This window comes from Saccharothrix sp. NPDC042600, assembly GCF_040647305.1.
Lineage (GTDB): Bacteria > Actinomycetota > Actinomycetes > Mycobacteriales > Pseudonocardiaceae > Actinosynnema > Actinosynnema mutabilis.
This window is the reverse complement of sequence record NZ_JBEZBW010000003.1, coordinates 40,764-62,680: the sequence shown is the minus strand read 5'-3', so window position 1 is coordinate 62,680 and position 21,917 is coordinate 40,764. Positions and strand designations below refer to the sequence as shown.

Sequence of the window (21,917 nt, the reverse complement as noted above, 5' to 3'; positions counted from 1 at the left end):
TTACGGTCCCGTGACCGTGCCCCATGTTCGAAAGTCCCGTGGGGCGCACCCGCAGTCGGGGCGGGTCTACGTAGCCAGAAGCGAGAAGTCGACACGCACGGGAGTTGCCGGAGATCACTAGCTGACCGCCGACACCGAACGTGCGCGGAGCACGGCTTCGCGCCTTCAGGAGGTATGGAACCCCGTGAACTCGTTCAACGAGGACACCGACTGGTTTACGCCCGTGAAATCGACCAGCGTCGATGTCCTGGACAGACCCGAGCCGGACTGGTCCGACTGGGAGACCACGGTCTTCAGCATCACGCCGGACGACGTCCTGGAGGTCCTCGGACCCGACGCGGACGAACTGCTGGCCAACGCGAACGTCGACGTCGACGAGCTGATCAAGCTCATCAACGCCGAGACGACGCTCCTCCCCCCGATCATCATCCCGGACGAGGTCTCCCAGGACCGTGTCGCCGGCGGCCTGGCTGTCGAGAAGCCCAGCGCACCGCCCGCCGCCCTGGTCGAAGCCGCCGGGAAGTGGAAGCGCCGCTTCCTCAAGGCCGCCGTCGCCACCGTCCTGGTGGGCATCTCCGGCGGCGGCGCCACCGCCATCGCGATGGACAAGGCCGTCACCGTCGACGTCGACGGCGAGACGAAGACCGTCCACACCTACGAGTCCACGGTCGGCGAGATCCTCGCCGACGAGGGCATCACGATCGGCGAGCACGACGCGCTCAGCCCGTCCCCCCAGGCGAAGGTCTCCGACGGCGGCAAGATCTCGCTGGACCGCGGTCGCCTGGTCAAGCTCACCGTGGACGGCGAGCAGCGCGAGGGCTGGGTCCGCTCGGTCACCGTGGACGAGGCCCTGGACCAGCTCAAGGTCGACGACGAGGGCGCGTGGCTCTCCCACGACCGCGGCATGGACGTCCCGCTGTCCGGCCTGTCGCTGGAGGTCAAGAGTCTCAAGACGATCACGCTGTACGACGGCGGCAACCAGCCGCAGCAGATCCAGACCACCGCCGTGACGGTGGACGAGCTGCTCAAGACCCAGAACCTCACGCTGGGCCCGGACGACAAGCTGGAGACCGCGGGCGACCTGCGCATCACCAACGGCGCCGAGGTCCACATCTCCCGCACGGGCGTGTCGGTGATCAACGCGACGGAGGCCATCGCGCCGCCCGTCGAGGAGGTCCCGGACGACTCGATGATGAAGGGCCAGAAAGAGGTCCTGGACCCGGGCGAGGCCGGCGAGCAGATCGTCACCTACCGCGTGACGATCAAGAACGGCCAGGAGACCAACCGCGAGAAGCTGGGCGCGAAGGTCGTCAAGGAGGCCAAGCCGAAGAGGGTCAAGGTCGGCACCAAGCTCCCGCCGGACGGCGAGATCTGGGACCGGCTGGCCTACTGCGAGGCCACCGGCAACTGGGCCATCAACACCGGCAACGGCTACTACGGCGGCCTCCAGTTCAACAAGGGCACGTGGGACGCGTACGGCGGCCGGCAGTACGCCGAGTACCCCCACCAGGCCACCCGCGAGCAGCAGATCGCCATCGCGACCAAGCTCCGCGACGCCCGCGGCGGCTACTCGGCGTGGCCCCACTGCCAGCAGAAGCTGGGCCTGCCGTAAGTTTCACCTGTGAGTGACGCTTCATCGTCAGCCGGGCCGGGGAGTGCGCTCCTCGGCCCGGCCGACGTTCGTCGGCTGGCCGCCGAGCTGGACATCCGCCCCACCAAGAAGCTGGGGCAGAACTTCGTCCACGACCCCAACACCGTGCGCAAGATCGTCGCTTCTGCGGACCTGCGGCCCGACGACGTGGTCCTGGAGGTCGGTCCCGGCCTGGGCTCCCTGACGCTGGCGTTGCTGCCCTCGTGTCGCGCCACGGTGGCCGTCGAGATCGACCCGGTCCTGGCCCGGCGACTCCCGCGGACGGCCGCCGAGCGCGCGCCCGAGCCGGCCTCGCGGCTCACGGTGATCGAGGCCGACGCGATGCGCGTCACCGCCGACCAGTTCCCCGAAGAGCCCACGGCCCTGGTGGCGAACCTCCCTTACAACGTGGCAGTGCCGGTGGTGCTGCACCTCTTGGCCGAACTGCCCACCCTCCGCACGGGCCTGGTGATGGTCCAGGCGGAGGTCGCCGACCGCATGGCGGCGGGTCCCGGCAGCAAGGTCTACGGCGTCCCGAGCGTCAAGCTCGCCTGGTACGCCGACGCCCGCCGGGCCGGGCCGGTGTCGCGCCAGGTGTTCTGGCCGGTGCCCAACGTGGACTCCGCGCTGGTCGCGTTCGAGCGCCACGCGCCCCTGTCCACAGTGGACCAGAAAACCGTGTTCTCGTTGGTGGACGCGGCTTTCGCGCAGCGGCGCAAGGTGTTGCGCGGGGCGCTCGCCGGTTGGGCCGGATCGGCCGCCAAGGCCGAGCAACTGCTGGTCAGCGCGGGTGTGGACCCGGGCGCGCGGGGCGAACAACTGGACGTAGGAGATTTCGTCCGGATAGCCGAAGCCGCCTCATCAATCTAGCCGGTGATCTTTCGGCCGAAAGTGTGATTTGACGAACGATCCGCGTCCAGGCTTGCGTTCGGGCAGGTCCGTCGGGTGTACTCGTGCTGCCATCCCGAGCGGCCGAGAGACCTGGCTCCACGACGCCGCAGCAACCACCCCCCATGGGGCAGGTGCTTCAGCCAGGATCGATGGAGGATCACGTGCCCAGGATGCGAATGCTCACTCGACGGCGAGTCGTCGACCACGGCCGCCGCACGGTATCGGGCTGTCGCAGCTACTAGAAGCCTAGGCGCCTCTCAAGTCCTCGCCGCCCTACGCGCCCTACCGCGCTGGGCATCTACCTGAGCTGAGTCCCCGGACGCGCACGCCACGAGCGTGCGCTGCCGCGTGCAGTCGTGGAGCGAAAACGTGATCACTGTCGAGAACCTCACCAAGACCTTCCCCGGGAGTACCGGACAGGTTCGCGCACTGGACGGCGTGAACCTGGACGTCGCCGCGGGCACCGTCCTCGGCGTCGTCGGCCCCAGCGGGGCGGGCAAGTCCACCCTGGCCCGGTGCGTCGCGCTCCTGGAGCGCCCCGACAGCGGCGCGATCCGCGTCGACGGCACCGACCTGGTCTCCCTGGGCGGCACCGCCCTGCGCAACGCCCGTCGCCAGATCGGCGTTGTGCCGCAAGGGGATTCGCTGCTGCGTCAGCGCACCGCCGCGGGCAACGTGGCGCTGCCGCTGGAGTCCGCCGGCGTCCCCGGCCCGCAGCGCCGCACCCGCGTCGCCGAGCTGCTCGACCTGGTCGGCCTGACCGACAAGGCCGGCTCCTACCCCGACCAGCTTTCCGGCGGGCAGCGCCAGCGCATCGCCGTGGCGCGCGCCCTCGCCGCCAGCCCGTCGGTGCTGCTGGCCGACGAACCGACCTCCGCCCTGGACCCCGAGACCACCGGCTCCGTGCTGACCGTGCTGGACCGGGCGCGCGCCGAGCTGGGCGTGACGGTCCTCGTGGTCACCCACGACATGGGCGTGGTCCGCAAGATCTGCGACGACGTCGCGGTGCTGGAGGACGGCCGCGTGGTGGAGCACGGCAAGGTGCTCGACCTGGTCGCCGACGCCGGTTCCCGCACGGCCTCGTCGCTGCTGCCCGCCGTCGACCAGAACCCGGCCGCCGAGAAGGCCTACGACCGCGTGGCGGACGTGGTGCTGGTCGGCTTCGCCGCGGTCGGCGCGCTGCTGCCGGAGGCCACCTCGCGGTTCGGCGTCGAGCTGAACCTGCTCGGCGGCGGCCTGACCCGGCTCGGCGAAACCCCGGTCGCGCGCTTCCGCGTCGGCCTGAACGGAGAACGCGCCGACTCGGCGCTCGAATTCATCGCGGACGCGGGTGGGGCAGTGCGGCGGACCCTGACCGGTCCGCAGGGAGTAGCTGCGTGAGGTCTGCAACACCCTGGTCCACCGTGTTCGACGGCGTCCTGGTCGCCACCGGCCAGACCCTCTACATGGTGGCCGTCTCCACCCTGATCGCTGTGCTGCTCGGCATTCCCGTCGGCATCTGGCTGCAACTCACCGCTCCCGGCGGGTTGCGGCCGAAGCCGGTGGTGCACAACCTGCTCGGCTTCATCGTGGACCTGGGGCGGTCGATGCCGTTCCTGGTCCTGCTGATCCTGCTGATGTCGTTCACCCGCTTGTTGTTGGGCAACACCATCGGACCGACGGCGGCGATCGTGCCGCTCGCGGTGGGCGCGATCCCGTTCGTCGGCCGGCTGGTGCAGAACGTGCTGGCGGAAGTGCACTTCTCGGTGGTGGAGGCCGCGGTCACCACGGGGGCGTCCACGTTCAAGATCGTCCGCTCGGTCCTGATGCGCGAGTCGCTGCCGGCGATGATCAACGCCGTCGGCGTCACCGCCATCGCCATCCTCGGCTACTCCGCCCTGGCGGGCGTGGTCGGCGGTGGAGGTCTCGGCGACGTGGCGGTGCGGATGGGCTACCAGCGCTTCGACGACCGGTACCTGTGGACGACCGTGGCGGTGCTGGCGGTCATCGCGACACTCATCCAGCTGATCTCGAACCGGGTGTCCCGAGCAGTGGACCGCCGCCGGCACGCCTCCACCGTCTGACCCGTCCACGCCGAGCCACTCGCTCATGGCGAGTGCCGGACCCGGGTCCGCGAGCCCGAACCGCCGGACCCGAGCGCCCAAGCCGCCAAGCCCAAGCCCGCGAGCCCGCCGGCCCGAACCCGCCGGCCCGAACCCGCCGGCCCGAACCCGCCGGGCCGAACCCGCCGGCCCGAACCCGCCGGCCGAACCCGCGAGCCGGAGCACCCGCCCCGGCCGAGAGTCGGCGCGCAAGTCCAGCCCGAAGCCGGAGCGCAAGCCCCGGCCCGAGCCGCAAGCCCAGCCCCGACCCGCGTCGGAGCCGGTCGCCGTCGTGCCCGTCACGCCCGTCGCGTCCGCCACGCCCGTCGTGCGCGCCGCGCGCCACGTGCGCCGTGCTCGTCGTCGTTGCCGTTCAACCCCACCACCCGACTGAAATTTTTAGTTGACTGAAGGAAAAATTTCCCATGCGTAGGCGTATCAGTGCCGCCCTCGTCGCCGTGCTGCTGACCGCGGTCGGCTGCGGGAGTGGTCAGACCGGCGGTGCCGCTTCGGATCCGGATGCGGCGCTCAAGGTGGGCGTCAGCCCCGTCCCGCACGCCCAGGTGCTGCGGTACGTCGCGGACAACCTGGCCAAGGACAAGGGCCTCAAGATCGAGGTCGTCGAGTTCACCGACTACGTCCAGCCGAACACCGCGCTGGTCGACGGCTCGCTGGACGCCAACTACTTCCAGACCGTGCCCTACCTGGACACCTTTAAGTCCGAGAGCGGCGCGAAGCTGGAGTGGATCGGGCCCGTCCACATCGAGCCGCTCGGCGTCTACTCCAAGAAGCACAAGAAGCTCGCCGACCTGCCCGACGGCGCGAAGGTGGCCGTCGCCAACGACGCCACCAACGAGGCCCGCGGCCTGCGGCTGCTCCAGGACAACGGCCTGATCAAGATCAAGCCGGGCGCGGAGAAGACCGCGACCATCCGCGACATCGCCGAGAACCCCAAGAACCTGGAGTTCGTGGAGCTGGAGGCGGCGCAGCTACCGCGGTCGCTGGAGGACACCGACGCCTCCGTCGTGAACGGCAACTACGCGATCGACGCCGGCCTCAAGCCCGCCAACGACGCCCTCGCGCTGGAGAAGGCCGAAGGCAACCCCAACGCCAACGGCCTGGTCACCCGCGCCGAGCTCAAGGACGACAAGCGGATCAAGGACCTGCTCGCGCTGCTGCAGTCCCCGCAGGTCAAGGACTACATCAAGCAGACGTTCTCCGGGTCGGTCCTCGCGGTCTGACCCGTTCTCGGGTGCCTGCGCGCTCTCGGCTCCGGCCGAGGGCGCGCAGTGCTCTGTAGGCGCCGAGACCGAGCGCCAGACCGCTCAGCACGGCGATCACCGCGTCGACCAGGTAGTCCTCCGGCTCCGGCCCGTCGATCACCAGGGCCGTGAAGACCAGCGCGAACAGCACCAACCCCCCACGGGCGACAGCCGGACGGGCCGGTGGGGCGCAGTGCGCGGGCACCGGCAGCTCGGGGGCACGGGCCAGGGAACGCCGGCACCACCACACCACGACGACAGCACCGGCCAGACCGCTCAGCCACTGCGCGACCTTGTACGCGCCCAGGCCCGGCACCACGTCGCGCCCCAGCCAGGGCAGGAAGCGCAACGCCCAGCCATCCGAGTGGGTGAAGCCGTCCCACAGGACGTGGGTCAGCGCGCCGACGAACGCCGACAGCGGCAACGCCGGACCGAAGCGCGGCGCGGGCAGGCCGGCCGCCTTCTCCCGCACGCGTCCGGGGAGCAGGGCCATCACCGGTTCGTGCAGGACCACGCGGTAGAGCGCCAGGGCGAGCAGCGCGATCGGCACGTCCACCACGGCGACGCCCCACCAGGTGTGGGTCAGCTCACCACCCCACGGCCGGACCGCCGCGAAGTACGGCAGATCCGGCGCCATCGAGCCGATGACCAGCGCGGAGGGGACCAGGGGACGCCGGGCGAGCGGCACGACCGCGGCCACGTGCGAGACGGTGAACGGCACGAAGCCGATTCTTGGGCACAACCCGTAGGCTCTTTATGTGCTCGCCGTCGTTCCGCCACCGGTCACCGTCCGCGTCCCGGCCAAGGTCAACCTGCACCTGGCCGTCGGGGAGACGCGCGCGGACGGCTACCACGACCTGGTCACGATCTTCCAGGCGCTGTCCCTGACCGACGAGGTGACGGTCGCGGTCGCCGACGACCCCGGGGTCGAGGTGCACGGGGAGGGCGCGGACGCCGTGCCCACCGGTCCGTCCAACCTGGCCTGGCGGGCCGTGCGCGCGCTGGCCGCCCACGTCGGGCGCGACGTGGACGACCCCAAGGTCCGGGTGGTGATCCGCAAGTCCATCCCGGTCGCGGGCGGAATGGCGGGCGGCAGCGCCGACGCCGCCGCCACCCTGGTCGGCCTGGCCGCCCTGTGGCGGCTGGAGATCGGGCGCGACGAGCTGGCGGGCCTGGCCGCGAAGATCGGCGCGGACGTCCCGTTCGCCCTCTACGGCGGCACCGCGCTGGGCACCGACCGGGGCGACCAGATCGTCCCCGTGCTGGCGCGGCACACGTTCCACTGGGTGCTGGCCTTCGACCGGCGCGGCCTGTCCACGCCCGAGGTGTTCGACGAGCTGGACCGGTTGCGCGCCGACGGCGACCCGCCGCGGGTGGGTCCCGCCGAGGCCGTGCTGGAGGGCCTGGCGTCCGGCGACCCGCGGCAGCTCGCGCTGCTGCTGGGCAACGACCTCCAGGCCGCCGCCGTGTCCCTGCGCCCCAACCTGCGCCGCACGCTGCGCGCCGGGGTCAACGCGGGCGCGTTGGCGGGCATGGTGTCCGGCTCGGGTCCGACGTGCGCGTTCCTGTGCACCGACGGCGACTCGGCGGTCCGCGTGGCGGCCGAGCTGGCCGGGGCGGGCGTGTGCCGGACGGTGCGGGTCGCGCAGGGGCCGGTGCCCGGGGCGCGGGTCGTCGGGGCGGAGGAGACCCCGCGGCCGACGCCGCCCGAAGTCCACGCGTAACTAGCTGAAGGTTGTGTTGATGGCCAACTTGGTCAACTTGGAGACCGTCTCCAAGTCGTTCGGTGTGCGTCCGCTGCTGGACTCGGTGTCGCTGGGCGTGGGTGCGGGCGACCGGATCGGCGTCGTCGGGCTCAACGGCGGTGGCAAGACCACGCTGCTGGAGGTGCTCGCCCGCGTCGCCGAACCCGACGACGGGCGGGTCAGCCGGCAGCGCGACGTCCGGATGGCGGTCGTCACGCAGCGCACCGAGCTGCCGCCGGACTCCACCGTCCGCAACGCCGTGATCGACCCGCTGGGGTTCGACGCCGAGCACGAGTGGGCGGCCGACACCCGCGTGCGCAACATCCTGGACGGCCTGGGCATCACCGCGCTGGGGCTGGACTCGGTCGTGGGGACCATGTCCGGTGGCGAGCGGCGGCGGGTGGCGCTGGCCGCGGCGCTGGTGCGCGAGCTGGACCTGGTGGTGCTGGACGAGCCGACCAACCACCTCGACGTCGAGGGCGTGCGCTGGCTGGCCGACCACCTGCTGGCCCGCCGAACGGCGCTGGTGGTCGTGACCCACGACCGGTGGTTCCTGGACACCGTGTGCACCCGGACCTGGGAGGTCGTGGGCGGCCGGGTCGAGCAGTACGAGGGCGGCTACGCGGACTGGATCTTCGCCCGCGCCGAGCGCGCCCGGCTGGCCGACGCGGTGGAGGAGAAGCGCCGCAACCTCGCGCGCAAGGAGCTGGCGTGGCTGCGCCGCGGCGCGCCGGCCCGGACGTCCAAGCCCCGCTACCGGATCGAGGCCGCCGAGGCCCTGATCTCCGACGTGCCGCCGCCCCGGGACAACGTCGAGCTGCTCGCCTTCGCCAAGCGCCGGCTGGGTCGGACGGTGCTGGAGCTGGAGGACACCACGCTGACCGTCGGCGACCGCACGCTGGTGCGGGACCTGACGTGGCGGATCGGACCGGGCGACCGGATCGGCATCGTGGGCGTGAACGGGTCCGGCAAGACGACGTTGCTGCGGGCGCTGGCCGGTGAACGCGACCTCGACGGCGGTCGCCGGATCCAGGGCCAGACGGTCAAGCTCGCCCACCTGTCGCAGGAGCTGCACGACCTGGACGGGTCGATGCGGGTGCTGGAGGCGGTCGAGGAGGTCGCGCGGCGGGTCGTGCTGGGCAAGCAGGAGATGTCGGCGTCCCAGCTGGCCGAGCGGTTCGGGTTCTCGTCGCAGCGGCAGTGGACGCCGGTCGGGGACCTGTCCGGCGGTGAGCGGCGGCGGTTGCAGCTGTGCCGGTTGCTGATGGCCGAGCCGAACGTGCTGCTGCTCGACGAGCCGACCAACGACCTGGACATCGACACGCTGCAACAGCTGGAGGACCTGCTCGACTCGTGGCCCGGGACGCTGGTGGTGATCTCGCACGACCGGTACCTGGTCGAGCGGGTGTGCGACCAGGTGGTGGCGTTGTTCGGCGACGGGCGGCTGACCGACCTGCCCGGCGGGATCGAGGAGTACCTGCGCCGCCGTGACGCCGCGGTCGCGTCGGCCCCGGCGCCGGCCGCGGTGCAGAAGGCCCCGTCGTCGGCGGCCGACCAGCGCGCGGCGCGCAAGGAGCTGGCCCGGTTGGAGCGGCGGTTGGAGCAGCTGCAGAAGAAGGAGGCCGAGCTGCACGCCAAGCTGGCGGAGGCGGCCACCGACCCGGAGCGGCTGATGGCGCTGGACGCCGAGCTGAAGTCGGTGCTGGCCGAGGCCGAGGACGTCGAGGCGCAGTGGCTGGTGGCGGCCGAGGCCGCGGAGGGCTGAGGTCAGGCCTCGACGTGCTCGCGGCGGACCAGGACGAGCACCGTGAGCACGATCAGCGCGAGGAAGCTGATCATGGTCAGCGGGTAGGACTCACCGGGCACGACGCTGCCGGAGATCAGCGAGAAGTCCCAGAGGCCGTGGACGACGGCGGGCAGCAGCAGCCCGCCGCCCACCCGGCGACCGAGGTAGAAGAAGTACCCGGACAGCGCCGCGGCGAAGACCTGGGCGAACGCCCCGACGCCCTCGCTGAACAGGTTCGACGCGTGGACCACGCCGAAGATCACCGTGGTCCACAGCGCGACCTTGCCCTCGCTGAACCCGTTGGCGCGGAACGCGGTCACGCCGACGCCGCGGAACATCAGCTCCTCGCCGAACCCGACGAACAACGCGGAGAGCAGCAACAACGCGGTGAACCCGAGTCCCCGTTCGGCCAGCCCGCCGTAGTTGACCATCAACGCGATGGCGACCAACTGGATCACCGGCACCGCGAGGACCCACCGCCGGACCGGCCGGTCGTCCACCAGCACCGGCCGCCACCAGCGCAGGTACGCGACGACGAGCACGCCGAGCAGCAGCGACGCCCCGACCGGGACGGTGATGGACCGCCACACCTGGTCCGCGGTGGAGGGCGCGGCGTACTTGGCGTCGATGCCGCGGGTGAGCAGCGCGCCCAGGCCCTGGAGCACCACGAGGTAGGCCACCACGACGGCGAGGAAGCCCCAGACCGGCAGCCGCCGGGTGCCGGCCCTGTCGATCCCGTCCGCCACGTCCACTCCGCGCTCCCTCGCCGTGCCGACGGTCCGGGCACAGTGTGGGGCGGAGCGCGCGATCCCGCCGGACGAGCGGGTCAGCGGCGGGTGCGCAGGCGGGGCTTGTGGTCCATGTGGGACAGGCCCTTCCAGGCCAGGTTCACCAGGTGGGCCGCGACCTCGTCCTTCTTCGGCTTGCGGACCTCCAGCCACCACTGGCCGGTCAGCGCCACCATGCCCACCAGCGCCTGGCTGTAGAGCGCGGCCAGCTTGCGGTCGTAGCCCTGGCGGGAGAAGTGCAGGCCCAGGATCGACTCCACCTGCGAGGCGATGTCGTTGAGCAGCGAGGAGAACGTGCCGGTCGAGGACGCCACGGGGGAGTCGCGGACCAGGATGCGGAACCCGTCGGTCGAGCCCTCGATGTAGTCCAGCAGGGCGCACGCCGCCTGTTCGAGCAGTTCCCGGGGGTGGCCGCCGGACAGGGCGTTGACGATGTGGTCCATCAGGTACTGCATCTCGCGGTCCACGACCACCGCGTAGATGCCTTCCTTGCCGCCGAAGTGCTCGTAGACGACCGGCTTGGACACGCCCGCCCGGTGGGCGATCTCCTCGATCGACGTGACCTCGAAGCCCTTCTCGGCGAACAGCGCGCGGGCCACGTCGAGGAGTTGTTCGCGTCGTTCCTTGCCGGTCATCCGCACGCGCGGGACCGGGGTCTCGTCTGCTCGCCGTCGTCCCGCCACTCCGGTCACCCTAAACACCCGCCCCTCACCAACTCGGCGAGGGGCGGGTGAACCAGTCACTTCTTGACGCTGATCCGGGCCAGGCGCTGCTCGGTCGGCCAGCGGACGTCGCGCGCCCAGCCGAACTTCTCGAACAGCCAGATCAGCCGCGCGGACGTGTCGATCTGGCCGCGCTTGACGCCGTGGCGCGCGCAGGTCGGGTCGGCGTGGTGCAGGTTGTGCCACGACTCGCCGAAGGACAGGATCGCCAGCGCCCAGACGTTGGCGGAGCGGTCGCGGGCCGCGAACGGGCGGTCGCCGACCATGTGGCAGATCGAGTTCACCGACCACGTCACGTGGTGCAGGAACGCCACGCGCACCAGGCCCGCCCAGAAGAACGCGGTCAGCGCGCCGGTCCAGGACATCGTGATCAGACCGCCCAGGACCCCCGGCGCGAGCAGGCTGATCGTGGTCCACAGCCAGAAGTACCGATCGACCCACACGAGGTCCTTGTCGGCCAGCAGGTCCGGCGCGAAGCGCTGCGCGTTGGTCTTGTCCCGCTCGAACAGCCAGCCCATGTGGGCGTGCCAGAAGCCCTTGGCCAGGGCGACCGGGCCGGAGCCGAACAGCCACGGCGAGTGCGGGTCGCCCTCGCGGTCGGAGAAGGCGTGGTGGCGGCGGTGGTCGGCGACCCACACGATCACCGGGCCCTGCAGCGCCATGCTGCCCGCGATCGCCAACCCGATCTTCAGCGCCCGGTTGGCCTTGAACGAGCCGTGCGTGAAGTACCGGTGGTAGCCGATGGTCACGCCGAGGCCGGACAGGTAGTAGAACGCCACGAACAGCGCGACGTCCAGCCAGCCCAACCCCCACCCCCAGGCGAACGGCACCGCCGCGATCAGGGCCAGGAACGGCACGACCACGAACACGTAGACACCCAACTGCTCCACGTGACCGCGTCGGCCGTCGATCATCGGCTTGGGGCCTTTGTCTTCCGGACCGCGCGGCGTCTGCCTGCTCTCCAGGGTGCTGGTCATACGTATACCTCGTTGTTTTCGGGGGCACATCCACGGTTACCTACGGAACCGTAACTTACGGAAGCGTAAGTTAGGTCGGGCCGCTCCCGCCACACCCGGGACGAAACTCACGGCGTGTTCTCAGGATCTCGGGCGTGTCGATCACGGCGGGCGCATCATTCGGTGATGGGGACGCCGAACGTTCGCCGCCGACGTCGGCTGCGGCTCGCAGCCGTTCTGCTCGTCGTGCTGTTGTTGCTGGTCAGTGGTGGTTTGGTGGGGGTCGGCTGGTACTACAGCGGCCAGCTGCTGGAGCCGGAGCGGGCGCGGCCCGGCTACCCCGACACCGTCACCGCCGTGGGTGACGGGACCGTCTCGCTGGCGGAGTCGCGCGCCAGCGTGCTGCCGGGCACGTGGGGGCTGGTGTGGCCGGACGGCGCGGCGCGGGTGGGCGAGGTCACCGGGCGCGAGAACGGCACCGTGACGCGGGAGGTCGTGGCCGGGTCGGCGCCGGCGGTCGGGACGAAGGTGCGCGTGGAGACGGCCGTGTGGACCGGCGACCCCCGGTCCGCGCACGGGCTGGACCACCGGGACGTCGCGATCCGCACCGAACTGGGCGACGCGCCCGCCTGGCTGGTGCCCGGCACGTCGCCCACGTGGGTCGTCGCGGTGCACGGCCGGGGCGGTACCCGGGCCGAGGCACTGCGGGTGCTCCCCGCGCTGCACGAAGCCGGGTTACCCGTTCTGGCGGTGACCTACCGCAACGACGTCGGCGCGCCCGCGTCGCCGGACGGCCTGTTCCACCTCGGGGACACCGAGTGGCGGGACGTCGAGGCGGCCGTCCGGTACGCGACCGAGCACGGCGCGCGGGACGTCGTCCTCTACGGCTGGTCCATGGGCGGGGCGATCGTCGGGCAGTTCCTGGGGCGGTCGGGGGAGGCCGACGAGGTGGTCGGGGTCGTGCTCGACGCGCCCGTGACCAGTTGGACCAAGACGCTGGAGCTGCAGTCGCGCAACCGGGGCGTGCCGACGCAGCTGGTGCCGGTCGCCGAGCTGGTCTCGGACTGGCGGGCGGACCTGGAGTTCGAGCGCTTCGACCTGGTGGCCAACCCGCCCGCGCACAAGCCGCGGACGCTGCTGTTCCACGGGGGCGCGGACGGGACCGTGCCGGTGTCGGCGTCGCGGGACCTGGCGGCGGCCTCGCACGCCCTCGGGTGGCCGCTGAAGTACGTCGAGGTGCCCGCCGCGGAGCACACGGCGGCGTGGAACGTGGACCCCGCCGCGTACGAGCGGACCGTCACCGAGTTTGTGGGTTCTCTCACCGAACCCTCCTGACCTGCGGAAACACGGACGGTCATGATCACGTCACCGACAGATTGCGGCCAGTTGAGTGGTCGTGCTGACCTACCGGGACCAGTCGTGACAACATGTGTTCGCGCGGACGAGGGCTCCTCGTCCGTTCCGCCATGGTGTAAAGGCAGCACCTCGGATTTTGGTTCCGATGGTCCAGGTTCGAATCCTGGTGGCGGAGCGATAGCGGCCGAGCCGGGGCGTCCGGCCCGGTGACCCTGCGTCTGCATGGGGGTGTGAGTCGCTGCACGAGGAAGCGGTCGACGAGCAGGGCAACGTGGTGCCGGCGCTCCACGAGATGTCCGACGCGTGGCTGGTCGGCCGCGCGAGCGAGCTTGTCGCCGTGGCCCAGAGCAGCCACCTCTCGGACCAGCTGGAGGCGACGCACGAGGTCGACAAGCTCCTGGCCGAGGCGCAGGCCCGCGGCGAGCCGCGGATCGTCGGCCAGCTGCTGCGCGCGGCGGCGGTGGTCCGGCTGGTCACGCCCGGTCTCGTGGACATGTCCGACTCCATGCTGGACGAGCTGCTCGCCCACACCCGCCGGCACGGCCTGGTCGTGCTGGAGGCCGAGGCGCACGCGCTGCGCGGCCGGCGCTACCTGCTGGGCGGGTTCGAGGACAAGGCGCTGACCGAGGTCGCCAGCGGCCTGGCCATGCTGGACGAGGACCTCGCCCCGGACCCGATGCTGGACAAGCGCACCTGGGACCGGCTGCTGGCCAGCGCGTTGCAGAGCACCGGCCTGGTGCTGACCCAGCTCGGCGTCTACGAGATGGCCGACCAGGTGCTGGCGCGGGCGCACAACGCGATCCGGGACAGCGCCGGGCCGCACCTGATCTACATCCACCTGATGAACCGGGCCCGCATGCTCATCGGCTGGGGCCTGCGGCTGGAGCGGGTGGACAACCTGGAGGAGGCGGCGACCAAGTTCGCCACCGCCTCCGCGATCGCCGAGGCCGTCGAGGGCCCGTTCCGCGAGTCCCTGCACCCCGGGCGGCGCGACCGGGCGGCGTCCGAGCAGGTGCCGATCATCGGCGCGGCGCACGCCCTGGCCAAGCCGGGACCCGAGCACATCGCGCCGCTGTGGCGGTTGCGCGAGCTGTCGATGTACGCGCGCGAGCTGATCATCGTGTCGATCGCGCTGTCCCGCTGCCTGGCGCTGGAGGAGTTGCCGCAACAGGCGCTGCAGGTGCTGGCGGACGCGCGGACGCGGCTGGAGCACGACACGTCCGAGCCGACGCTGATGCTGTGCCTGGTCCGCGAGTACGCGCAACTGTCCGGCCCGCACGGCGAGCACACGACCTCGGCCCTCCAGTCCTACGCGAACGCGCTGGAGGTGGAGCTGTGGCAGATGCAGGAGGCCCGCACCGCCACCCTGGTGACCCGCCGTGACCACGAGCGCCTGACCCGGGCGCACGGGGCGATCGCGCAACAGGCGTTGCAGGACCCGTTGACGGGGTTGCCGAACCGGCGTGCGCTGGACGACCGGTTGGGCGCGTTGATCAGCGCGCAGACCCACCCGATGGCGATCGCGCTGGTGGACCTGGACGGGTTCAAGGTGGTCAACGACAAGCACTCGCACGCCGAGGGCGACGACGTGCTGCGGGTGATCGCGTCGACGCTGCGGCAGGCGCTGCGCGGGGACGACCTGGTGGCGCGGTACGGCGGCGACGAGTTCGTGGTGCTCCTGCCGGGCGCGCCGCTGCACGCCGCCGAGGCCGCGCTGGGCCGGGCGGTGGACGCGGTGGCGGCGTTGCCGGGGGACCTGTCGCGCGGGGTGACGCTGTCGGTGGGCGTGATCTCGGTGCGGCCCCGGGAGTCGGCGCACCAGGCGTTGGCGCGGGCGGACTCGGCCATGTACCTGGCCAAGCGCCGGGGCGGCTGCCAGGTGGCGGCGGTCGAGGGCGAGGCGTCGGCCGAATCCTGACCCCGGCGGTGGTCCGCGCGGGTCGCGGCGGTCGCGGGGCGTGATTGCGGGCACATCGGGTCGGTGGGTGGTGATCGTTCCCGGCCCGTGGTCCAGACCGGGGCGGGTGTCACTCGATCGGTGGGGATTCGGTGGCGGGTGGGGCGTGGATGCCCTGTGGGGCTTGCCATCCGCCGGTCGAGACGGCTCCCGGGCGGGGGTCGGCGGCGGGGGTGGTCCGGTGTTCGCGGCGGTCGGAGGGGGTCTCCGGGGGGTGTCGGGGTGGGGTCCGGGAGGTGACCGCCAGGTTGCCACCGTGGGAGGCGAGGGCCCCTCGGAGGCTTAGTATCAGCACCTGGCGGGAGCCAGGCCTTCCCGCTGGCAGGCACGCACTCAGCTAGGGAGAGCGCTGATGCTAGAGGGTGTTCCCACCCCAGTCAGCACGATCGTCCTCGCAGCGGGTGAAGGCACCCGCATGCGCTCAGCCACCCCCAAGGTGTTGCACCGGATCGCCGGCCGCTCCCTCGTGGAGCACGCGGTCCGCGCCGCCGCCGGGACCGATCCTGACCATCTGGCCGTCGTCGTCGGGCACGGGCGTGCCGCGGTCACCGAACACCTCGACAGCCTGTCGACCGCACTGGACCGCAAGGTCACCGTCGCGGTGCAGGAGCAGCAGAAGGGCACGGGCCACGCGGTCGGCTGCGGCCTGGCCGAGCTGCCCGCCGACCTCACCGGCACGGTCGTCGTCACCTACGGCGACGTCCCGCTGTTGGACGCTCAAACGTTGAACGATCTGCTCGTCGAACACGGCAAGGCCGGCAACGCCGTCACCGTGCTGACCGCGATCGTCCCCAACCCGACCGGTTACGGCCGCATCGTCCGCGACGAGGCCGGCGAGGTCGCCGCGATTGTTGAACAAAAGGACGCGACTCCCGCTCAACAATCCATCAACGAGATCAACTCCGGCGTCTACGCCTTCGACGCCGAGGTGCTGCGCGACGGCCTCTCCCGGCTCTCCACCGACAACGCGCAGGGCGAGCTGTACCTCACGGACGTCCTGTCCATCGCGCGCGGCGACGGCAAGCGGGTCGGCGCGGTCGTCACCGACGACCCCTGGCTGGTGGAAGGCGTCAACGACCGCGTCCAGCTCGCGCGGTTGGGCGCCGAGTTGAACCGCCGGATCGTCGAACAGTGGATGCGGGCCGGCGTCACCGTGATCGACCCCGCCACCACCTGGGTGGACGCGGACGTCCGGATCGGCCGCGACGCCACCATCGAGCCCGGCGTGCAGCTGCGCGCGGGCACCGTGGTCGGCGAGAACGCCGTCGTCGGCCCCGACACCACCCTCAGCGGCTGCTCCATCGGCGCGGGCGCGTCGGTCGTGCGCACCCACGGCTCCGGCGCGCAGATCGGCGCGGGCGCCTCGGTCGGCCCGTTCGCCTACCTCCGCCCCGGCACCAGGCTCGGCGCGGACGGCAAGATCGGCACCTTCGTCGAGGTCAAGAACTCCGACATCGGCACCGGCTCCAAGGTGCCGCACCTGAGCTACATCGGCGACGCCACCATCGGCGAGCACTCCAACATCGGCGCGGCCAGCGTCACCGTCAACTACGACGGCGTCAACAAGCACCGCACCGTCATCGGGTCCCACGCCCGCACCGGCTCGGACAACATGTTCGTCGCCCCCGTCACCGTCGGGGACGGCGCGTACACCGGCGCCGGGACCGTCGTGCGCCGCGATGTGCCCCCGGGCGCGCTGGCGGTCTCCACCGGCCCCCAGCGCAACCTCACCGACTGGGTGCTGAACCGCAGGCCCGGCACCCCCGCCGCTCAAGCGGCACAGGACGCCCTGGCGTCGCAGAATGCCGAGACAACCGCCGAGGAAGGGCGTTGACCGTGAACCCCACCATGCCCGGGACCCCGAAGAAGAACCTGATGCTCTTCGGCGGTCGCGCCTACCCCGAGCTGACCGAGCAGGTGGCCAAGCACCTCAACGTGTCGGTGACCCCGCAGTCCGCCTACGACTTCGCCAACGGCGAGATCTTCGTGCGGTTCGAGGAGTCCGTGCGCGGTTGCGACGCGTTCGTCATCCAGTCCCACTGCGCGCCCATCAACCAGTGGCTGATGGAGCAGCTGATCATGGTGGACGCGCTGAAGCGGGCCTCCGCCAAGCGCATCACGGTGATCATGCCGTTCTACCCGTACGCGCGGCAGGACAAGAAGCACCGCGGCCGGGAGCCGATCTCCGCCCGCCTGGTCGCGGACCTGTTCAAGACCGCCGGCGCCGACCGCCTGGTCGCCGTGGACCTGCACACCGCCCAGATCCAGGGCTTCTTCGACGGCCCGGTGGACCACCTGTGGGCCATGCCGCTGCTGGCCGAGCACATCCGCGACAAGTACGCGGGGCGGGAGCTGACCGTCGTGTCCCCGGACGCCGGCCGCACCAAGCTCGCCGAGAAGTGGGCCGACACCCTGGGCGGCGCGCCGATCGCGTTCATCCACAAGACCCGCGACCCGCTGCGCCCGAACGAGGTCGTGGCCAACCGCGTGGTCGGCCAGGTCAAGGACCGGCTGTGCGTGGTCATCGACGACATGATCGACACCGGCGGCACCATCACCAAGGCCGTCGAGCAGCTGCTGGCCGAGGGCGCGTCCGACGTGGTCATCGCCGCCACCCACCCGGTCCTGTCCGGCCCGGCGGTGGACCGCCTGCGCGACTGCGGCGCGCGCGAGGTCGTGTTCACCGACACCCTGCCGATCCCGGCGGAGAAGCGGTTCGACGCGATGACCGTGCTGCCCATCGCGCCGCTGCTGGCCCGGGTCATCCAGGAGGTCTTCGAGGACGGCTCGGTCACGAGCCTGTTCGACGGCAACGCCTGATCCACCGACGCGACACGCCGGGGCGCCCGCACGGGCACCCCGGCGTGTCCGTCTTCCCGGGGGCGGGGACCCGACCCCCGATTAGGACCAGTCCGGGAACCGGCCTACACTGGTCGGGTTGCCTCGGCGAGGGCGAGCGTCACGCTTGTCGTGATCGACGCGGCGGTTGTGGTGATGCCGCGCGTGTCCACCCTCCGCGCCGCCCGTCGTCGTAGGCCAGCACCCCGCTCCGAGTACCGCCCGACGTTTCAAGGCCAGACCGTTAGGAGAGCCCCACCGTGTCCGAGGTCCGTCTCGCCGCAGAGGAGCGCACCGAGTTCGGCAAGGGCGCCGCCCGCCGCACCCGTCGTGCCGGAAAGATCCCCGCGGTGCTCTACGGCCACGGCTCCGACCCGAAGCACCTGGCCCTGCCGGCGCTCGAGTTCGCCCGTGTCGTCCGCGAGCACGGTCACAACGCAGTTCTGACGCTGGACATCGACTCCACCAGCGAACTCGCGCTGACCAAGACCGTCACCACGCACCCGATCAAGAACTACATCGAGCACGTGGACCTGCTGCTGGTGCAGCGGGGTGAGAAGGTCACCGTCGACGTGCCGATCGTCGTCACCGGTGAGCCCGCCGCCGCCACCCTGGTCACCCAGGACCTGACCACGGTCCAGATCGAGGCCGAGGCGCTGCACATCCCCGAGCAGATCGAGCTGTCGATCGAGGGCGTCGAGGCCGGCACCCAGATCCACGCCTCCGACCTGAAGCTGCCCTCGGGCGCCGGTCTGGTGACCGACCCCGAGGCGCTGGTCCTCGCCGTGAACGCCGCCCCGACCGCCGCCGAGCTCGACGGTGGCGAGGGCGAGGCCGCGGACACCGAGGCCTCCGAAGAGGGCTGAGCCCATCACGTCGGGCTGGTCGAACGGCACGTCACCCCCGCCTCCGGGTGGGGGCGGCGTGCCGTTCGCGTCGCTCAGCCCGGCGCAGGTGCGCTCGACGACCTTCCCCCGCGGCCGGCGGGGCAAGGGCTACGACCCCGCGCAGGTGGACGCGTTCCTGATCCGGATCGCCGACGCCCTGTCCGGGCGCAGGGCCCTGCACCCCGACGAGGTGCGCCGGGTCGTCTTCCACGAGGTGCCCGGCGGGTACGACCAGCGGTCCGTGGACGACTTCCTGACCCGCATGGAGTGGCAGCTGCGGGCCGGACTGGTGCCGCCGACCGGGCTGCGCACGGGCGCCGACCTGCTGGCGGTGAAGATCCCCCGGTCCGCCAACGGCTACGATCGCGGTGAAGTCGACGCGTTCCTCGCGCGCGCCGCCGCCTCCCTGGACGGGCGCGGCCGGATGACCGCCACCGAGGTCCGCCACACCAGGTTCAGCACCACGTCCGGCCTGCGGCGGGGGTACCAGACCCGCGCGGTGGACGCCCTGTTGGACGAGCTTGAGCAGGAGTTGCGGTTCCGTGGCCGATGACATCGCCCTGGTCGTGGGCCTGGGCAACCCCGGGCCCAAGTACGAGGGCAACCGGCACAACGTCGGGTTCATGGTCCTCGACGTGCTCGCCGACCGGATCGGCGGCAGGTTCAAGGCGCACAAGGGCGGCGCCGAGGTCCTGGAGGGCCGGCTCGGCTCGCGCAAGGTCGTCCTGGCCAAGCCGCGCGGCTACATGAACACCTCCGGCGGCCCGGTCGTCGGGACCGCGCGGTTCTACAAGGTGCAGCCGGCGGACATCGTCGTCGTGCACGACGAGCTGGACCTGCCCTTCGCCACGGTCCGGATGAAGCTCGGGGGCGGCGAGAACGGCCACAACGGCCTGCGCTCGATCACGAAGTCCCTGGGCACCAAGGACTACCACCGCGTGCGCTTCGGCGTGGACCGCCCGCCGGGCCGCATGGACCCGGCGGACTACGTCCTGCGCGACTTCTCGCTCGTGGAGCGCAAGGAACTGGCCTTCGAACTGGACCGCGCGGCCGACGCCGTGGAGGCCCTGCTGGAACTGGGCCTGGAAGCGGCCCAGAACAAGTTCCACTAGCCGGCGCGGGTGCGCGCCCGCGCCCGCCGACCGGGGCGGCCGGCGGGTCGAGCGCGGGTCCGGTCGGCGGCGAGCCCAGCGCCGAGCGCGGGCCCGAGCACCGAGCCGAGCGCGATCCGAGCACCTAGCCGAGCGCGGGTCCGAGCACCGAGCCGAGCGCGGGTCCGAGCACCGAGCCGAGCGGGTCTACTTGGCCGGCACCAGACCGGCCGCGGCCGAGCGGCGGAGTTTGCCGGACGGGGTCTTGGGCAGGCTGCCCGGCTTGAGGACCACCACCGCGAAGGGGCGCAGGCCGACCGCGTCCACCACCCGCGCGTTGATCTCCTTGGTCAGGTCCTTGACCGCGTCGTCCTCGCCCGCGTGCTTGGACTCCACCACCACGGCGAAGCGCTCGCGCCGCGTCCCCGCGTCCAGGCGCACGGCGACGGCGTTGCCCGCCCGCACGCCCTCCACGGACGTCGCCGCCCGCTCGATGTCGGTCGGGTAGATGTTGCGCCCACCCATGATGATCACGTCCTTGCGCCGCCCGCACACGACGACCTGGCCGTCCACCACGTACCCCTCGTCGCCGGTGTCCAGCCAGCCCTCGGCGTCCTGCGTCGCCAGCGGCCCGTCCACGGTCAGGTAGCCCGGGGTCACGGCCTCGCCGCGCACCCGCAGCTGCCCCACCTCGCGCTCCCCGCGCACCGCGCCCGACTCGTCCACCACCTGGACCTCCAGGCCCGGCAGCGGCGGCCCGAGCAGCGGGAACGACCGCGCGTCCGGACCCGGCTCCACGGGCGCCGCGCGCCGGTTCGCCTCCAGCTCGTCGGGGTCCACGTGGTCCACCGCCATGCCGGTGAACACGGGCGCGAACGCCACGCCCAGCGTCGTCTCCGCCATGCCGTACGCGCACAGCACGCACTCGGCGGGCATCCCGAACCGCGCCCCCGCGTCGGTGAACGCCTTGACCGCCACCGGGTCGATCGGTTCGGCCCCGTTCAACGCGATCCGCAGCCGCGACAGGTCCCACGTGCCGTCGTCCACGCCGGCCATCCGGCGCGCGGCGATGGCGTAGGCGAAGTTCGGCGCGGCGGTGATGGTGCCCCGGTAGCGGCTGATCAGGTCCGGCCACAGGGTCGGGCGGGCGAGGAAGTCCACCGGGGTGACCTTCACCAGGTCGATGCCGAACAGCATCGGCACGGTCAGGAAGCCGACCATCCCCATGTCGTGGAACAGCGGCAGCCACGACACCATCCGGTCGGTCTCCGGGTCCAGCCGCGCGGCCTCCTCCATGGCCTTCGCGTTGGACCAGAGGTTGCCGTGCGTGATGCGGACGGCCTTCGGGTCGGCCGTGGAGCCGCTGGTGAGCTGGAGCAGGGCGGTCGCGGACTCGTCCACCTCGACCGGCGCGGGCAGCGGGTCGCCGTCCAGCTCGTCGAGCTTGCGGTAGGACACGCCGTTCTCGTCCAGGACGCCCGCCAGCGCGTCGAACGGGCTGCCCAGCAGCACCAGGTTCGCGCCGATCATGGCCAGCACGCGCAGGGTGTCGGCGGCCCACTCGGCCAGGTCGGTGCGCGGCGTCGGCTGGTGCAGCATCGTGGTGCTGCCGCCGGACAGCCACACCGCCTGCACGGCCGGCGCGATCGCCGCCGGGTCGCCCGCGAGGACGGCCACCGCCTCGCCCGGCGCGACCCCGCCCGCGACCAGGGCCCCGGCCATGCGCCGGGCCTCCTCGTGCACCTGCGCCCACGTCCGACGGGTCGGAGCGGTCGGCTCACCCGTCGTCATCCCTCGATCGTTGGCACTCGCAGCGGTTGCCACCATCGTGTCCACGAACCGGCTCATGGGCGCCAGAGTAGAACGATCTCCACCACCGCATTGAGCCAATAGGGCGAAACAACTTCACCTCCCTCCGGCGATACTC

The 21,917-nt window shown here is 71.8% G+C and carries 19 protein-coding genes, 1 tRNA gene and 1 riboswitch; of the genes, 15 read left to right on the top strand and 5 right to left on the bottom strand.

Going from position 1 to position 21,917, the window contains the following annotated elements; translation table 11 throughout:
- Positions 1 to 184: 184 nt before the first annotated feature.
- The 5 genes from AB0A74_RS03645 (at position 185) to AB0A74_RS03625 (ending at position 5,843) form a co-directional block, all read left to right on the top strand.
- Entirely contained in the window at positions 185 to 1,612 is a 1,428-nt protein-coding gene (locus AB0A74_RS03645) for a transglycosylase family protein (protein WP_358247325.1), read from the top strand.
- 9 nt (positions 1,613 to 1,621) lie between these two features.
- A complete protein-coding gene (rsmA, locus tag AB0A74_RS03640) occupies positions 1,622 to 2,500 on the top strand; it encodes a 16S rRNA (adenine(1518)-N(6)/adenine(1519)-N(6))-dimethyltransferase RsmA (RefSeq protein WP_358247324.1) in 879 nt (292 codons plus the stop codon).
- Positions 2,501 to 2,586: 86 nt separating this feature from the next.
- Positions 2,587 to 2,677: riboswitch (SAM riboswitch) on the top strand.
- Positions 2,678 to 2,890: 213 nt separating this feature from the next.
- Positions 2,891 to 3,901, top strand: a complete 1,011-nt coding sequence (locus AB0A74_RS03635; protein WP_358247323.1) for an ATP-binding cassette domain-containing protein — start codon at positions 2,891 to 2,893, stop codon at positions 3,899 to 3,901.
- Positions 3,898 to 4,584 carry a methionine ABC transporter permease gene (locus AB0A74_RS03630; RefSeq protein ID WP_358247322.1) on the top strand — a complete coding sequence of 229 codons (687 nt, stop codon included), beginning with the start codon at positions 3,898 to 3,900 and terminating at the stop codon, positions 4,582 to 4,584. Before AB0A74_RS03635 ends, AB0A74_RS03630 begins: the two co-directional genes overlap by 4 nt.
- A 443-nt stretch (positions 4,585 to 5,027) precedes the next feature.
- Positions 5,028 to 5,843, top strand: coding sequence for a MetQ/NlpA family ABC transporter substrate-binding protein (locus AB0A74_RS03625; RefSeq protein ID WP_358247321.1), 816 nt, complete (start codon positions 5,028 to 5,030; stop codon positions 5,841 to 5,843).
- Here AB0A74_RS03625 and AB0A74_RS03620 read toward each other — a convergent pair.
- Positions 5,806 to 6,585 (bottom strand): DUF4184 family protein, encoded by a 780-nt coding sequence (locus AB0A74_RS03620; RefSeq protein ID WP_358247320.1) that lies wholly within the window; start codon positions 6,583 to 6,585, stop codon positions 5,806 to 5,808. The genes AB0A74_RS03625 and AB0A74_RS03620 overlap by 38 nt on opposite strands.
- Positions 6,586 to 6,622: 37 nt before the next feature.
- Between AB0A74_RS03620 and AB0A74_RS03615 the strand changes: the two genes are divergently transcribed.
- Complete coding sequence (locus tag AB0A74_RS03615; RefSeq protein WP_358247319.1) at positions 6,623 to 7,588, top strand: 4-(cytidine 5'-diphospho)-2-C-methyl-D-erythritol kinase; 966 nt, start codon at positions 6,623 to 6,625, stop codon at positions 7,586 to 7,588.
- A gap of 19 nt (positions 7,589 to 7,607) precedes the next feature.
- Complete coding sequence (locus tag AB0A74_RS03610; protein WP_358247318.1) at positions 7,608 to 9,374, top strand: ABC-F family ATP-binding cassette domain-containing protein; 1,767 nt, start codon at positions 7,608 to 7,610, stop codon at positions 9,372 to 9,374.
- Positions 9,375 to 9,376: 2 nt separating this feature from the next.
- On the opposite strand, the gene AB0A74_RS03605 is transcribed toward AB0A74_RS03610, so the two are convergent.
- The 3 genes from AB0A74_RS03605 to AB0A74_RS03595 form a co-directional block, all read right to left on the bottom strand.
- Positions 9,377 to 10,141 (bottom strand): CPBP family intramembrane glutamic endopeptidase, encoded by a 765-nt coding sequence (locus tag AB0A74_RS03605; protein WP_358247317.1) that lies wholly within the window; start codon positions 10,139 to 10,141, stop codon positions 9,377 to 9,379.
- Between the two features lie 80 nt (positions 10,142 to 10,221).
- On the bottom strand, positions 10,222 to 10,818 hold the full coding sequence (locus tag AB0A74_RS03600; RefSeq protein ID WP_121223234.1) for a TetR/AcrR family transcriptional regulator: 597 nt from the start codon (positions 10,816 to 10,818) through the stop codon (positions 10,222 to 10,224).
- 104 nt (positions 10,819 to 10,922) lie between these two features.
- Positions 10,923 to 11,882 carry an acyl-CoA desaturase gene (locus tag AB0A74_RS03595; RefSeq protein ID WP_358247316.1) on the bottom strand — a complete coding sequence of 320 codons (960 nt, stop codon included), beginning with the start codon at positions 11,880 to 11,882 and terminating at the stop codon, positions 10,923 to 10,925.
- Positions 11,883 to 12,047: 165 nt separating this feature from the next.
- Between AB0A74_RS03595 and AB0A74_RS03590 the strand changes: the two genes are divergently transcribed.
- From AB0A74_RS03590 to pth, 8 genes are all read left to right on the top strand, one after another.
- Positions 12,048 to 13,196 carry an alpha/beta fold hydrolase gene (locus AB0A74_RS03590; RefSeq protein WP_358247315.1) on the top strand — a complete coding sequence of 383 codons (1,149 nt, stop codon included), beginning with the start codon at positions 12,048 to 12,050 and terminating at the stop codon, positions 13,194 to 13,196.
- Between the two features lie 125 nt (positions 13,197 to 13,321).
- Positions 13,322 to 13,392, top strand: a tRNA-Gln gene (locus AB0A74_RS03585).
- A 96-nt stretch (positions 13,393 to 13,488) separates the two neighbouring features.
- On the top strand, positions 13,489 to 15,135 hold the full coding sequence (locus AB0A74_RS03580; protein ID WP_358247314.1) for a GGDEF domain-containing protein: 1,647 nt from the start codon (positions 13,489 to 13,491) through the stop codon (positions 15,133 to 15,135).
- A 391-nt stretch (positions 15,136 to 15,526) separates the two neighbouring features.
- On the top strand, positions 15,527 to 17,008 hold the full coding sequence (glmU, locus tag AB0A74_RS03575) for a bifunctional UDP-N-acetylglucosamine diphosphorylase/glucosamine-1-phosphate N-acetyltransferase GlmU (protein WP_358247313.1): 1,482 nt from the start codon (positions 15,527 to 15,529) through the stop codon (positions 17,006 to 17,008).
- A gap of 14 nt (positions 17,009 to 17,022) precedes the next feature.
- Positions 17,023 to 17,994 carry a ribose-phosphate diphosphokinase gene (locus AB0A74_RS03570; RefSeq protein ID WP_358247519.1) on the top strand — a complete coding sequence of 324 codons (972 nt, stop codon included), beginning with the start codon at positions 17,023 to 17,025 and terminating at the stop codon, positions 17,992 to 17,994.
- 278 nt (positions 17,995 to 18,272) lie between these two features.
- The gene (locus AB0A74_RS03565) at positions 18,273 to 18,878 is read left to right on the top strand and encodes a 50S ribosomal protein L25/general stress protein Ctc (protein WP_358247312.1); all 606 of its coding nucleotides are present in this window, start codon (positions 18,273 to 18,275) and stop codon (positions 18,876 to 18,878) included.
- A 58-nt stretch (positions 18,879 to 18,936) separates the two neighbouring features.
- On the top strand, positions 18,937 to 19,452 hold the full coding sequence (locus tag AB0A74_RS03560) for a DivIVA domain-containing protein (protein ID WP_358247311.1): 516 nt from the start codon (positions 18,937 to 18,939) through the stop codon (positions 19,450 to 19,452).
- Entirely contained in the window at positions 19,442 to 20,011 is a 570-nt protein-coding gene (gene pth / locus AB0A74_RS03555) for an aminoacyl-tRNA hydrolase (protein WP_358247310.1), read from the top strand. The genes AB0A74_RS03560 and pth overlap by 11 nt, the downstream gene beginning before the upstream one ends.
- Before the next feature lie 186 nt (positions 20,012 to 20,197).
- Here the strand turns inward: pth and AB0A74_RS03550 are convergent, their stop codons facing one another.
- Positions 20,198 to 21,838: a fatty acyl-AMP ligase gene (locus AB0A74_RS03550; RefSeq protein ID WP_358247309.1), complete on the bottom strand. Its 1,641-nt coding sequence runs from the start codon at positions 21,836 to 21,838 to the stop codon at positions 20,198 to 20,200.
- Positions 21,839 to 21,917 lie beyond the last annotated feature (79 nt).